The sequence below is a fragment of the Bdellovibrio sp. HCB290 genome, from assembly GCF_047305925.1.
Lineage (GTDB): Bacteria > Bdellovibrionota > Bdellovibrionia > Bdellovibrionales > Bdellovibrionaceae > Bdellovibrio.
In genome coordinates this window covers 1914943-1927725 of sequence record NZ_CP178620.1, presented here as the reverse complement: position 1 = coordinate 1927725, position 12783 = coordinate 1914943, and the positions used below count along the sequence as shown (strand labels likewise).

The following is a 12783-nucleotide window of genomic DNA, read 5'->3' as shown; positions in this document are numbered from 1 at the left end:
GACTTAAAGCCGAATGCTTTGCAACGCTAATGTTAAGAGATTGTCGCGAATTTTCTGACGTATTCAATAACAGAGGATTTAAATTCCTCTGGCAAACCCACGAAACGCAAACCTGCATAGCCATCGTTTCCGATATAAACCACTTCACACGTTGTAGTGATGGTTTGATATAAGTTGGGACTGGTCAGTGTCGCGAAAAATTTTTGCCCGATTTGCAGACTGTCGGCATCGTTGATACCCAAACCACCTTCACTGATGGAAATCACACGGCATTTCAGTGAAGCGGCATTTTCCACGGGTTCAAATTCCAAGGTTCCCACGATCGGCACGCGGGGGTGAGATCTGCGGCTGATGCCCAAATCATCGACGACCTGTTGAAGTGCGTAAACTTCCTTCCAGGTGCGACCGCCATCAGTGGAAATATCCACTTGGGACAGGTCCGTCATTTTTTTAAGTTGCGCAATCATTTCAGAATAGATCATCGGATTTTTGGAAGCCTTGCCTTCGATGCGAGTCAGCCAGGTTTTGTTCTGATCGGAAGTAGCCGATACGGGTGGCAGGCTTTTAATTTTTGCACGCCATTTGGCAGGAGATTCCCATTCGCCCTGACCGCGTCCCCAAATTGAAACTTCCTTCATGGAAGCAATTTGGGATTCAATGTCCTCTGGCTCAAACGGCCCTGTCACTTGTCCTTCATTTAGGATAAACCAAATTTTCGACATTCCCAAGACACCCTTCTGAATTCTGTATTGCCTTTATTACAGCGAAAGGTATATCACTTTGTCTAGGAGATTTACGAATGAAGTACATTATCGCTGGCACCGATCGCCCGGATTCCAAAACGCTGAAGTTGGCCCACTATGTTCAAGGCATTTATCATGCCCAGGGTGAAAAGGTTGAGATTATCGATTTGGTCGAGGTAAAGGAACACCTGCACACAGGACCTCATTACGGAAAAGCTCACTCTGGGTTGCAGCCCTATCTGGATAAATTGGTCGCCTCTGAAGGTTTGATCGTGATTTGCCCTGAGTACAACGGTTCCATGCCTGGTGCCTTGAAGTACTTCATAGATCACATGAAGTTTCCAGAAACATTTGAGTATCGCCCGGTGTGCTTTATCGGTCTGGGTTGGATGTTTGGTGGATTGCGCCCGATTGAACACTTGCAACAGGTGTTTGGATACAGAAATGCCTTCATTTACCCTGAGCGCATTTTCATCATGAATGCTCCGAAAGTTTTGAATGAAGAAGGCGAGCCGCAAGATGAAACCATCAAGCAGTTGCTTGTGAAGCAGGCGACAGGGTTCCGAAACTTTGTTTCAGCGCTGTCAGCGTTCAAAATCGACGCAAATTCAGTTATTGCGTCAAAGAAGTCGTAGTTGAGGATGTGGGCTGGCGATTGTCAGCCACATGCTTATCCGTCAATCGAGCTTCAAAATAAATCAGCCCTATCACGATCAAAACCGCCAAGGCCCACTTTGAGTGGGCAACCGTGCGCAAGATAGGGTTTTTATGGTCAGATCGAAACATAAGTTTACTCCCTGAACTTCCATTTTCCGCTATCGCACAAAAAGAAGGCAACTGAAGAAGCCGTAATGTGAAGTGCTGCGTTACGAACATACGTCCGGCTACTGACAAGAGCTTTGTATTTCCCTACACTTAGGTTTTCCACTTAAAGGGAGTTGCGCTATCGAACACCAGGACCATGGTCATAAGAACACCAATTTGGCGATGCTATCGCTCGCAGCATTGGGAATCGTATTCGGGGATATCGGAACCAGTCCCTTATACGCTCTTCGCGAGTGTTTCGGTGGCGAGTACGGACTTAACGTCACTCCTGAAAACGTCATCGGTATTCTCTCTCTGATTTTTTGGACTTTGATTTCTGTTATCTGTGTAAAGTACATGGCGTTTGTCATGCGTGCGGATAACAAAGGCGAAGGTGGTATTCTTTCGCTGATGGCGTTGGCAGTGCGCAGTCAGCACACCAAGGACATCACGCACCGTCGCTGGATCATGACTATTCTTGGGTTATTTGGTGCAGCCCTCTTGTACGGTGATGGCGTTATCACGCCGGCCATTTCCGTTTTATCAGCCATGGAAGGTTTAAAGGTCGTAACCGATCAGTTCGATCCATATATCATTCCAACCACGATCTTTATTATTAATGCGCTTTTCTTGATGCAAAGATACGGAACCGGAAAAATCGGCGTGGTCTTTGGGCCCATTCTGATGCTGTGGTTTACGACGTTGGGAGTACTGGGAGTTATCGGTCTTATCAATAATCCGCAAATTCTTGAGGCCTTGTGGCCTCATCATGCCATTGAGTTTTTCTTTAGAAACGGTGTTCATGCTTTCCTGGTTCTGGGCTCAGTTGTTCTGGTGGTGACCGGGGGCGAGGCACTTTACGCAGACATGGGGCACTTCGGAAAAACCCCGATTCGCATGGCGTGGTTCTTCGTGGCGTTACCAGCGCTGGTGTTGAACTATTTTGGTCAAGGCGCGCTGTTGTTGTCGGATCCGACAACGATTTCCAATCCATTTTACCTGTTGGCTCCAAAGTGGGCGATCATTCCGATGGTTTGCTTAAGTACTTCGGCAGCGGTGATTGCGTCTCAAGCCCTGATTTCAGGGGTGTTTTCAATCACTCGTCAGGCGATTCAATTAGGCTTCTGTCCGCGTCTTAACATCGTCCACACGTCTTCACAGGAGATTGGACAGATCTACATTCCTGCCATCAACTGGTCGCTTTTTATCGGTGTCGTGTGGTTGGTTTTGACGTTTAAAACTTCAAGTAATCTTGCTGCCGCATACGGTATTGCCGTGACGGGGACAATGGTCATCACCACAGTTCTGGCTTATGAAGTGGCTCGGCAAAAATGGAACTGGAGCTTCTTTAAAGCCTTCAGTATCTTTGGAGTTTTCTTTATCATTGATGCCGCGTTCTTCGCCGCGAATGTTCACAAAATCCCACACGGTGGTTGGGTTCCTTTGGTGATTGGTGCAGTGATTTACATGCTGATGACGACGTGGCAAAAAGGCCGTCAGGTTTTGTTCCGTCGTTTGAAAGAGCGCTCGATGCCGACAGAAGACTTTATGCTGAAGCTTCTGCGTGAGCCGCCGATCCGCGTGCCAGGAACTGCTATATACATGTCAGGAGACCCTTGGGGTGTGCCAGCGCCGCTATTGCACAATCTTAAACACAACAAGGTTCTACATCAGCGCGTGGCAATTCTTACGATTCAAACGCGTGAAGTGCCTTTTGTTTCCAAAAAAGACAATATCTCGATCCAGGAGATCGTACCAAATTTCTACCGCATACTGGCTTACTATGGTTTTATGGAAACACCTAAGATGAAGCACATTCTGGAAGCTTGTCGCAATAAGGATATCAATTTCAACGTGAATGAAACCACGTTCGTATTGGGACGTGAAACCATCATTGCCACCAAGGGCGGGCCACCTCGTCCGGATGAACCGCACATGTCTCACTGGCGTGAGCGCCTGTTTGCAGTGATGTCCAAGAATGCGCAAAGACCGACGGCCTTTTTCCGTATTCCACCGAATCAGGTGATCGAAGTGGGAATTCAAGTTGAGATTTAATTTATAAAGACGGTGCGGCCGAGGATTCAATGTGATTCTCGGTTCCCAATAATCTTTCAAGCTTACTTCGGGCCTGCATTCCATCCTGATATCCAATTTCCAAAAGTGTCTGTGTATAGTTTTTCTCGAACAGTAAAAAGCTCGAGAGCTCCGCAGACTCGTCAAGGTTTCCTAATCCGCGCAACAAATAACGAACCATTCTAGGTAGTTTCTGCGCGTGATCGGCCGCGATTTTTGAAAAATCCTGAGACGGGGAGATCCACAGAACATCAATGGGTCGTACTGCCAGATTTTTCCGGTCGCTGGCGCCGATTTTTGTCAGCGCCAGATTTATTCGTTCAATGCGTTCAATATCAAACTCAAGTCCATCGCTCATGATGGCATGAAGTAAGACACTCGCGACACGTGCCACACTGGGCTCCTGCGCAGGCGCGGTTTCGTGTGAATTGTAGCAGACCTCCTGCTGGCGCCGCACTCCGATGGCCAGGATGCGATCCGCACCCATATAGATGGCGGGAGCGCAGGGGCTGAAGTTCCGAATCGACCCATCCCCGTAATATCTGGAACCCACTGCAGTCGGCGGGAATAAAACCGGAATCGCCGATGAAGCCATGATGTGATCGACGGTGATTTCCGATCTCACTGCCTGTCTTCGTACTCTTTGCCATAATTCAATCTCCGTATTTCCTTGAATGAAAGTGACTGTTGATGATGAATGAAAATCCAGTGCCGAAATGCCAACGCCGTGGATTTCGCCGGCATCGATTTTTTTTTGAATATTTTCGAAGAGACAATTTTTTTGAATGAGCTCGCGCAGTGGCTCCGTGTTTAGCAGTGATTTTCCTGGAGTGCGTTTCAGACCGCCACTTGATAAGTCCATCAACCAATGAAGTGCCCCGCGGGTTAAAGAAAGTGGATCCGATATGAAAACTTCCTGGCTTTTCATGTTGCCCCAGATTTTCTCCAGACCTTTGCAGCCCGCATGAAACCCCTCGGGGTGAGAGATCAGTCCACAAGTGTTCACCGCGCCAGCACTGACACCTGCGTAGACTTTAAAAGGATTGTCGATTGAAAGTTTTTTGCAGATTTCCGACACAGCCAAAAGCACGCCAACCTGATAAGCACCTCGTGCGCCGCCACCTGAAAGTACCAGGCCTAGGTTTGACATAGATACGGACTCCTTTTGGACTTGCGAGTAAGGGGAGACACTGCGAAAATATCTACAAGACGAGGTTGTGATAGTGACTTCAAATTTGCTATCCCACTCTATTTGAAAGAGCGCTGACCTCGCTAAGGGAGCCTACGGCTCCCTTCTTTTTTTCATAACGGTGTTCTGCTGTTCTTAAAAGTCTCACGCTCTGCCCGGCGTTCCGCTTCTAAAATTTCTGATAAATGTGTACGACGATCTTTCACGGTGCGATCGATTCTGTTCAGGTAGCTTGCCAGATGGTGAAAGAGTTTTTCTGTTTCCGAATCAGTCTCGAGGCGACCTTCTTCACCTTTAATTTCTTCAATCAAACGATCGATAATAAAAAGTGCGGCATTCAAGTTCGCGCCGATATCATGCAAGAACTCGGTCTCTTTATATAGTTCCACGTTGGCCATGGTTCCCCCTTGGAGGAATTATGAGAACTCGTGGGAGCGTACTCAACATGTAGCATTGCAGTTGCCAGCGGTGCGCTGCATAAAAATTTTATAAACCTCTTCTGGAGCCAAAATGAGCTTCCCTTGAGTCAAATTCCTCAGATCGATTCTGCTTAGTTTTTAAGCTGATGCGCGTCTTCTGCGCGGAAATATTAGGTTATTGTTAAGAAATGGTATTGAAATGGGACCAAAGTGCTGGCACCTTCATTGCTTATATTCAAGTTGGCTCCATTTTGGGACCAGTTGGTGTTCCAGATGAAATCGTAGTGAATGTGAAACGACAGCATCTGAATAAGCAGCGACGTTGAATAAATAGAGTTAGAAATTTTAAAGGTTAGTAACGATTAACAAAAGAAAACGAAAAGGGGAGCAATAAGGTGAAAAAACAAATTCTTTCATCACTGATTTTGGCAGGTTCTTTGGTAGTAGCAACTGCTCAAGCTGAAGAAAACCAAAGCGCAAACACAAGCACAGTAAAAGTAACTGACGTTCAAAAAAAGGACGAGACAGCACAAGGTGACTTGGATCAAGAAATCACAAATGCAAAAATGCGTGCAGAGTCTGGTTCTAAATCCAAACTTTCTATCGCAATGGATTTGACTTACAACGGCGGTAACTTGGTTGAGCCGTTCGGTCCAATTCGTCCAAACTACGCTGGTGTTTCTGGTGCAGATTCAAATACATCATTGGCTGCTGACATCGCGGTAGCTTACCGTTTGTCTGCTCGTGACTCTCTTCGTTTTGGTGCGGGTGCAAACATTGATACTCCACTACAAAACAACAACTATGAAATGACAAACCAAGATGGTTACAGAAAAGCTTCTGTTTCTACTCCGTATGTTTCTTGGGGTCGTTCATTCCGTGCAGCTGGTTTGCAACAATCAGTTTCCGTTGGTGGTTACTACTACACAACTCCGTTCATGACTGAAATCTACAAAGCTAACTCTTCATTGTCTGCGAGCTGGACTGTTTTGGGTGAAATCCCTAACACAAACTGGCAGCCAGGCTTGAGCTTGTCTCTTAGCTATGTATTCTTTGATGACGGTGCTAATGCTGGTGATACAGCGTCTAGCGGTGGTGCTGGTCGTTCTGACTACTCTATCGGTTTGTTCCCATTCATCGAATACGCATTCAATGACATGTTCTCTTTCAGAACTGTGTTCCGTCCATCTAGCTTTGATCACTATCGTAACGACGAAGCGACTACTTTTGACCACAACATGTGGACTCAATCTGTGGGTCTTGGTGTAGCGGTTACTCGTGACCTTTACTTGTACCCGAACTTGCAATTCGCTCCTGAATACGCACAAGCAGACACTACAAACGTAGGTATCTCTGCTACTATCAACATGTTCTAATTGAACTGTTAAATTTAGAAATGAAAAAGGCAGCTGTTAAAGGCTGCCTTTTTTTATTCCGTCCGTGTGTTCATCGCGCGATCGATGGTGAAGGCGCAGCTAATCAGTCCTGCGTGGCTGTAGGTCTGCGGGAAGTTTCCCCACTGACTGTCGTTTTCCACGTCATAGTCTTCACTCATTAAACCCACGTGATTTTGTGTTGCGATAACTTTCTCCAGAAGAGCTTTAGCTTCGTCAGCACGGCCCATATGAGCAAGGGCTTCGATATACCAGAAACTGCAAACCAAAAAGGCCGAGCGCTGAACGCCAAAGTCATCGGTGTGTTTATAGCGTAATAAAAATCCTGGGGAGATTTCAAGTTCCTTACGAATGGCTTCGAGATGCTTTGAAGTCACTTCTGGATTTTTTCCATCCAAATATCCCATGCTGATCAATTGCAACATGCAGGCATCCATTTCATCAGAACCCACAGCCTGGGCATAAGCTTTCTTTGTAGGGGAGTATGAACCCTCAATCAAGCTTGCAGCCTGGGTGACGATTTTGTCTGCGCGAATCGCAAGTTCGCTATCCTTGATTGATTCCGCAATTTTCTTTGCAGCAACTCCCCCGGCCCAATGAAACATCAGGGTGTAGGTATGCATGGACTGTTTTCCGCGGAACTCCCAGACGCCGTTATCAGGCTCTTCCATGGTGCGCTCGATGCTGTTCAGAAGATTCTTCGCCAGCGCCACAACGGAGTCAGTCTCGCGTGAGTCCGTTTGTAAACCCAGCAGGCTTAAAAGAACTTGCCCGTAAACATCATGCTGAATTTGACTTCCAGCCTGATTGCCCACGCGTACAGGCTGATTGTTTTTATAGCCTCTTAAGTCTTCAATAATTTCTGTCATCTTGGCCGTGGCATCAATACGGTAACAAGGCTGCAGACTTCCAGATTCAGTGTTCTCAAGTTTTTTGATGAATCCAGCATAGCGCTTCATTTCATCGGTATAACCAAGCTCTTTTAAAGCGGCGAGAGTGTAGTAAGTGTCACGCATCCAGCAAAAGCGATAATCCCAATTGCGACCTTCCTGATCAATTTCAGGCAGACTGGTGGTGACAGAAGCAATGGTCGCGCCGGTTTCTTCGTATTGGTGAAGTTTCAAAGTCAGAGCGGAGCGAATTACATCTTTTTGAAAAACGCCAGGCAGTCTGCTGCTTTTAATCCACAAGTGCCAGTGTTTTTCGGTGCGATTTAAAAGATCCTCGAATGTGGATTCAAGAGGTCCTTCAAAAGAAGTCCCGTAACTTAAAACCAGACAAAGATCTTCCTTCAGTTCAAAAGCATTTTCATTGAAGACGTTGTTGGCCACATAGGCACTGCTGATCAACGAAACGGATTCTCCAAGTCCCTCGAATCGAATTTGATTTTGCTCCAAAAGTCTTTCAGGAACGATTTTACCATAATCACCCACGGGACGGCATTTCACGGCAATGCGCGGTTGTCCGGATAGACGCTTTACTTTACGAAGCAACATCAAAGGTCTGTGAGTCGCCCCAGCAAAATCAAATCTGGGTGCAAAGTCGATCACTTCGAATGATCCGTCACTGGATTCAAAACGAGTGCTTAGGATATTTGTGTTCTCGATGTAGCTTTGCGAAGATTTAAAAGAATCCGTTGCCGGTTGGATTGAAAATTCCCCACCTTTGTCATCGTCCAATAAAGATCCAAATATAAAACTGGAATCAAACCGGGGCCAGCACATCCATTTGATGTTGGCATTGGTGTCGATCAAGGCATTAAAGGCACAATTGCCGATCAATCCCAGGTTGTAGCGATGTGATTTGATAGGGGAAGAGTTTGCTGACATGGCGAGTTCTTTCGTTAATGGTCAACGTTACCCGCGACAATAAGGGAAGACAAGAAGTGCCCCTTGTTGGAGTCGCACGATGGATTCAGAAAAAAAAGGAGGGAAAACCCTCCTTTGAAATATTAAAGTTGTGCAGTAGAAGTCGCTGCCGTGTCTGGCAGTAACGGCAACGGATCGATCGGTCCGCGGTTTTTACGGATTTCAAAATGCAAGTGAACTCCGGTTGCGCGTCCGGTACGGCCCATGGCGCCGATAACTTCACCTTTACGAACTCTTTGGCCCTCAGAAACCAGAATCTTGTCAAAGTGAGCGTACAATGTTGCCCAGCCGTCGCCAGACTCGATTAGAACCATTTTTCCATAACCCTTGAACTCACGACCAGCATAGATGATCGTGCCGCCTTGGGCTGCCAATATCGGCGTTCCTTTAGGAGCTGCCAAATCAATACCCAAGTGAGGTCTGCGTTTATTAGGTAAAAAACCGCGAGTCATACGCGCACTGTCCACTGGCCAATCGAATGATCTTTGATCATAAGAGTGATTGTGATCGCCAATAGCTAGCGGTTGATCTGAAGCGGTTTCACGTCCAGCGGAGTACGAGCCTGAAGTCAGCTCCCGCGATAGAGGTGTGTGGTAAGTCGAGCAAGACCCTAATAGTCCTGTCGCGAACATGCATCCTGCAAAGTTAACTAGTTGTTTCCATCCTGGTGTCATGTCCTCAACTATAGCCCACAAGGGCTCGTATCCAAAGGATTTTTTGCCTTTAAATGGTATTAAAAAGTAGCGTAAAGCTACACTGCAAAATGCCTATTTTTGAGTCATTTTAGGAGTTTGGCAAAGCTCAGTCCCTGACAGGAATAGAGCTTTACCTCGACTAACGTGTGAGTGTTAGTAGATAGGGAAGTGCTTGCACATCTCTTTCACTTCGCTGTGAACTTTGTTTTTTACATCGGCATTGTCAGCGCTGTTCAAAACCTGCGCAATCCATTGACCGATCTTCTTCATTTCTGAAGTTCCCATCCCACGCGTCGTAAGCGCAGGAGTGCCCACACGAATACCACTTGTGACAAATGGAGAGCGTTTTTCATTAGGCACAGTGTTTTTATTAACTGTGATACCGGCTTCGTCCAAAGCGATTTCAGCCACTTTTCCTGTGATCTCGCGATCAGAAAGATCAATCAACATCAAGTGATTGTCTGTGCCACCAGTCACAAGTTTGAAGCCTTGGCTTAGAAGTTCTTCAGAAAGTGCTTTCGCATTATCGATCACTTTTTGGCTGTACTGTTTAAACTCAGGTTTCAAAGCTTCACCGAAGGCCACGGCTTTTCCCGCAATCACGTGTTCCAACGGACCACCTTGAATACCTGGGAAGATGCGCGAGTTCATGATTTTCGCCTTCTCTTCAGTGTTAGTCAAAATCATACCGCCACGAGGACCGCGCAAAGTTTTGTGAGTCGTTGTTGTTACATAATCCGCGTATTCAGCCGGAGACGGGTGGTGGCCTGTTGCCACAAGCCCCGCAAAGTGAGCCATGTCCACCAGAAGATCGGCACCAACTTCAGTTGCGATTTCACGGAATTTAGCAAAATCCAAAACGCGTGGGTATGCCGAGTAGCCGGCGATAATCAATTTTGGTTTGGTTTCTTTCGCCACTGCACGAATGGTGTCGTAGTTAATGCGCCCAGTTTCTGGATCCAATTTATAAGAGGCAGCTTTAAACAACATACCCGAAAAATTCACCGGAGATCCGTGAGTCAAATGTCCACCATGGGACAAATCCATACCTAGGATGGTGTCGCCCGCTTTACAAGCTGCAAGGTAAACACCCATATTCGCTTGCGAGCCAGAGTGAGGTTGAACGTTGGCAAAGTTCATTCCGAAAAGTTTTTTCGCGCGTTCAATAGCCAAGGTCTCAACCGTATCCACATTCACGCAACCACCGTAATAGCGTTTGCCTGGATAGCCTTCAGCGTATTTATTGGTAAGGATGGAGCCCTGAGCTTCCATCACAGCTTTCGACGTGTAGTTTTCAGATGCGATCATCTCAAGCCCGTATTGTTGGCGCTCGGATTCTTTTTGAATCACTGCGAATACTTCAGAATCAACTTGGGATAGCGACATAGACGTGGAATGCATGATGAAAACTCCAAATAGAAAAAAAAGCGTCGATCTTGTACCGACGCTTTAAAATTATCACTTGAACCGCGGGAATTTAAAAGTCTCAACAACCAGTGTCGCCAGCCAATTTGTCAACGCGGGTCTGGTGACGGCCACCTTGGAACTTTGTATTTAGAAAGGTCTTCACCATTTTCATAGCCAGATCCGGAGCAATAAAGCGCTCACTCATAACTAAGATGTTGGCATTATTATGTTCACGTGAAAGACGGGCGATGTCTTCATTCCAGCAAAGTGCCGCACGAATTTGCGGATAGCGATTTGCACGAATTGCCATCCCCTGGCCCGAGCCGCAAATTAACACACCCATAGCTGGACCCTGCAGTGGATCCATAGTTCCTGATTTCTGATTCAGAATTTCAACTTTTGTCAGTTCTTTGCAAACCTTGTCGGCATAGTCCGGGTAATCGACTGAATCTGCTGTGAAAGTGCCCTGGTCTTTCCATTCGATGTCCGGGAATGCAGCCATCACTTTAACTTTCAAATCCAAACCAGCATGGTCGCTACCGATATAAATAATCATCATCTAATCCTTGAAGTTTGATAAAGCGGGACAAAGTAAAAAGCCCCTGGTTTAAGAGGGGCTTTTAATTAGTTTTTAAATTTAGAGAAGATCATACAGGCATTCGTTCCGCCAAAACCAAAACTGTTATTTAGAACGTTGTCGATCTTAGCCTCACGAGCTTTGTGAGGTACATAGTCCAGGTCGCAATCTTCACTTGGGTTTTCCAAGTTCAAAGTTGGCGGAGCAATCTGATCGCGAATCGCCATCACACAGAAAGCGGATTCTATCGCACCAGCCGCGCCCAACGCATGACCTGTCATGGATTTCGTGCTGGATACCATCGCGTTTTTCGCGTGATCACCTAGAAGGTGTTTGATCGCAGCCGTTTCCAAGCCATCGCCCACTGGAGTCGAAGTTCCGTGTGCATTGATGTATTGGATGTCTGTGGCTTTAAGACCGGAGTCTTTAAGCGCCATCGCCATTGCCGCATAACCACCAGCACCCTCAGGAGCCGGAGATGTCATGTGGTATGCATCTGAAGAAACACCGTAGCCTGTGATTTCGCAAAGAATCTTAGCGCCGCGTTTTTCAGCGTGTTCCAAAGATTCAATTACCAACATCGCAGCACCTTCACCCAGAACAAAACCATCACGGTCTTTATCCCAAGGACGGCTGGCTTTTTCTGGAGCATCGTTGCGAGTTGAAAGAGCTCTCATCGCAGCGAAACCGCCAACGGCCAAACGGCAGATAGTAGCTTCTGCACCACCAGCCAGCATCACATCGGAAACTCCATCGCGGATGTAGCGAACTGCATCTCCGATCGAGTGAACACCTGAAGCGCAAGCTGATGTAACAGAATAATTCGGACCTTTAAGTCCCAATGAAATCGAAACCTGACCTGCAGCCAAATTCGTGATTACGCTTGGGATAAAGAAAGGGCTTACGCGGCCCGGTCCTTTTTCTTTCATTTTGATGGAGGTCTCTTCCAGGTTTTGAAGCCCGCCGATACCTACACCAATAATAACTCCCGTAGTGGCCTTTTCTTTTTCAGAAAGTTCCAGCTTCGCCATTTCAACCGCCATTTTTGAGGCGGCGATTGAATAGTGAATGAACTCATCCATTTTCTTTTGCTCTTTTTTCTCGATGTATTGATCAGCATTAAAGCCTTTCACTTCACCGGCAAAAGTCACATCGAAGCCCGTTGTATCAAATTTAGTGATCGGGGCGATGCCAGATACACCTTTTTTAGCATTAGACCAGCTCTCCTCAATGGTATTACCAAGGGGAGTGACGGCGCCAACACCTGTTACGACGACTCTTCTTTGTGTTATGGATGGACGTTCATATCGGGATGTCATAAAAGCCTACGCTTTACCTTTTTTTTCCAGGTAAGAAGCAACGTCTTGAACAGTTTTCAACTTTTCAGCGTCTTCGTCTGGAATTTCAAGATCGAATTCCTCTTCCATAGCCATTACAAGCTCAACGATGTCCAAGCTGTCTGCACCAAGATCGTCGATGAAAGAAGCCTCAGGCTTAACTTTATCTGGATCTACGCCAAGTTGTTCTACGATGATGTCTTTAACTTTTGGATGCAATGCCATTTAATCCTCCTAGTACATTAATCCGATTTAGTATTAATCAAATTTATCAAAA

Annotated in this window: 13 protein-coding genes; 3 read left to right on the top strand and 10 right to left on the bottom strand. The window is 46.4% G+C overall.

Annotated features, from left to right (window positions below):
- Positions 1 to 32: 32 nt before the first annotated feature.
- On the bottom strand, positions 33 to 722 hold the full coding sequence (locus tag ACLVWU_RS09570) for a PilZ domain-containing protein (protein ID WP_413574463.1): 690 nt from the start codon (positions 720 to 722) through the stop codon (positions 33 to 35).
- A 77-nt stretch (positions 723 to 799) separates the two neighbouring features.
- Here ACLVWU_RS09570 and ACLVWU_RS09565 point away from each other — a divergent pair, with 77 nt between their 5' ends.
- The gene (locus ACLVWU_RS09565) at positions 800 to 1378 is read left to right on the top strand and encodes an NADPH-dependent FMN reductase (protein ID WP_413574462.1); all 579 of its coding nucleotides are present in this window, start codon (positions 800 to 802) and stop codon (positions 1376 to 1378) included.
- On the opposite strand, the gene ACLVWU_RS09560 is transcribed toward ACLVWU_RS09565, so the two are convergent.
- Complete coding sequence (locus ACLVWU_RS09560; RefSeq protein ID WP_413574461.1) at positions 1356 to 1529, bottom strand: hypothetical protein; 174 nt, start codon at positions 1527 to 1529, stop codon at positions 1356 to 1358. The genes ACLVWU_RS09565 and ACLVWU_RS09560 overlap by 23 nt on opposite strands.
- A 201-nt stretch (positions 1530 to 1730) precedes the next feature.
- Between ACLVWU_RS09560 and ACLVWU_RS09555 the strand changes: the two genes are divergently transcribed.
- Positions 1731 to 3602, top strand: coding sequence for a potassium transporter Kup (locus ACLVWU_RS09555; protein ID WP_413578787.1), 1872 nt, complete (start codon positions 1731 to 1733; stop codon positions 3600 to 3602).
- 1 nt (position 3603) lies between these two features.
- Here ACLVWU_RS09555 and ACLVWU_RS09550 read toward each other — a convergent pair whose 3' ends face one another.
- Together ACLVWU_RS09550 and ACLVWU_RS09545 are read right to left on the bottom strand one after the other, a co-directional pair.
- The gene (locus ACLVWU_RS09550; RefSeq protein WP_413574460.1) at positions 3604 to 4770 is read right to left on the bottom strand and encodes a patatin-like phospholipase family protein; all 1167 of its coding nucleotides are present in this window, start codon (positions 4768 to 4770) and stop codon (positions 3604 to 3606) included.
- A gap of 152 nt (positions 4771 to 4922) precedes the next feature.
- Positions 4923 to 5207 (bottom strand): hypothetical protein, encoded by a 285-nt coding sequence (locus ACLVWU_RS09545; RefSeq protein ID WP_413574459.1) that lies wholly within the window; start codon positions 5205 to 5207, stop codon positions 4923 to 4925.
- 416 nt (positions 5208 to 5623) lie between these two features.
- Between ACLVWU_RS09545 and ACLVWU_RS09540 the strand changes: the two genes are divergently transcribed.
- Entirely contained in the window at positions 5624 to 6604 is a 981-nt protein-coding gene (locus tag ACLVWU_RS09540; protein ID WP_413574458.1) for a hypothetical protein, read from the top strand.
- 53 nt (positions 6605 to 6657) lie between these two features.
- On the opposite strand, the gene ACLVWU_RS09535 is transcribed toward ACLVWU_RS09540, so the two are convergent.
- The 6 genes from ACLVWU_RS09535 to acpP form a co-directional block, all read right to left on the bottom strand.
- The gene (locus ACLVWU_RS09535; RefSeq protein WP_413574457.1) at positions 6658 to 8451 is read right to left on the bottom strand and encodes a glycoside hydrolase family 15 protein; all 1794 of its coding nucleotides are present in this window, start codon (positions 8449 to 8451) and stop codon (positions 6658 to 6660) included.
- 122 nt (positions 8452 to 8573) lie between these two features.
- Positions 8574 to 9122 (bottom strand): M23 family metallopeptidase, encoded by a 549-nt coding sequence (locus ACLVWU_RS09530; RefSeq protein ID WP_413574456.1) that lies wholly within the window; start codon positions 9120 to 9122, stop codon positions 8574 to 8576.
- 216 nt (positions 9123 to 9338) lie between these two features.
- A complete protein-coding gene (gene glyA, locus ACLVWU_RS09525) occupies positions 9339 to 10586 on the bottom strand; it encodes a serine hydroxymethyltransferase (protein ID WP_413574455.1) in 1248 nt (415 codons plus the stop codon).
- Between the two features lie 85 nt (positions 10587 to 10671).
- Positions 10672 to 11148, bottom strand: coding sequence for an RpiB/LacA/LacB family sugar-phosphate isomerase (locus ACLVWU_RS09520; RefSeq protein ID WP_413578786.1), 477 nt, complete (start codon positions 11146 to 11148; stop codon positions 10672 to 10674).
- A 68-nt stretch (positions 11149 to 11216) separates the two neighbouring features.
- A complete protein-coding gene (gene fabF, locus ACLVWU_RS09515) occupies positions 11217 to 12461 on the bottom strand; it encodes a beta-ketoacyl-ACP synthase II (protein WP_413578785.1) in 1245 nt (414 codons plus the stop codon).
- 33 nt (positions 12462 to 12494) lie between these two features.
- Positions 12495 to 12731, bottom strand: a complete 237-nt coding sequence (acpP, locus tag ACLVWU_RS09510; protein ID WP_142700235.1) for an acyl carrier protein — start codon at positions 12729 to 12731, stop codon at positions 12495 to 12497.
- Positions 12732 to 12783 lie beyond the last annotated feature (52 nt).

Excerpts from the sequence above, each read along its gene's own strand:
- ACLVWU_RS09570 (WP_413574463.1), bottom strand. The coding sequence starts at position 722 with ATGTCGAAAATTTGGTTTATCCTAAATGAAGGACAAGTGACAGGGCCG.
- ACLVWU_RS09565 (WP_413574462.1), top strand. The coding sequence starts at position 800 with ATGAAGTACATTATCGCTGGCACCGATCGCCCGGATTCCAAAACGCTG.
- ACLVWU_RS09560 (WP_413574461.1), bottom strand. The coding sequence starts at position 1,529 with ATGTTTCGATCTGACCATAAAAACCCTATCTTGCGCACGGTTGCCCAC.
- ACLVWU_RS09555 (WP_413578787.1), top strand. The coding sequence starts at position 1,731 with ATGCTATCGCTCGCAGCATTGGGAATCGTATTCGGGGATATCGGAACC.
- ACLVWU_RS09550 (WP_413574460.1), bottom strand. The coding sequence starts at position 4,770 with ATGTCAAACCTAGGCCTGGTACTTTCAGGTGGCGGCGCACGAGGTGCT.
- ACLVWU_RS09545 (WP_413574459.1), bottom strand. The coding sequence starts at position 5,207 with ATGGCCAACGTGGAACTATATAAAGAGACCGAGTTCTTGCATGATATC.
- ACLVWU_RS09535 (WP_413574457.1), bottom strand. The coding sequence starts at position 8,451 with ATGTCAGCAAACTCTTCCCCTATCAAATCACATCGCTACAACCTGGGA.
- ACLVWU_RS09530 (WP_413574456.1), bottom strand. The coding sequence starts at position 9,122 with ATGTTCGCGACAGGACTATTAGGGTCTTGCTCGACTTACCACACACCT.
- glyA (WP_413574455.1), bottom strand. The coding sequence starts at position 10,586 with ATGCATTCCACGTCTATGTCGCTATCCCAAGTTGATTCTGAAGTATTC.
- ACLVWU_RS09520 (WP_413578786.1), bottom strand. The coding sequence starts at position 11,148 with ATGATTATTTATATCGGTAGCGACCATGCTGGTTTGGATTTGAAAGTT.
- acpP (WP_142700235.1), bottom strand. The coding sequence starts at position 12,731 with ATGGCATTGCATCCAAAAGTTAAAGACATCATCGTAGAACAACTTGGC.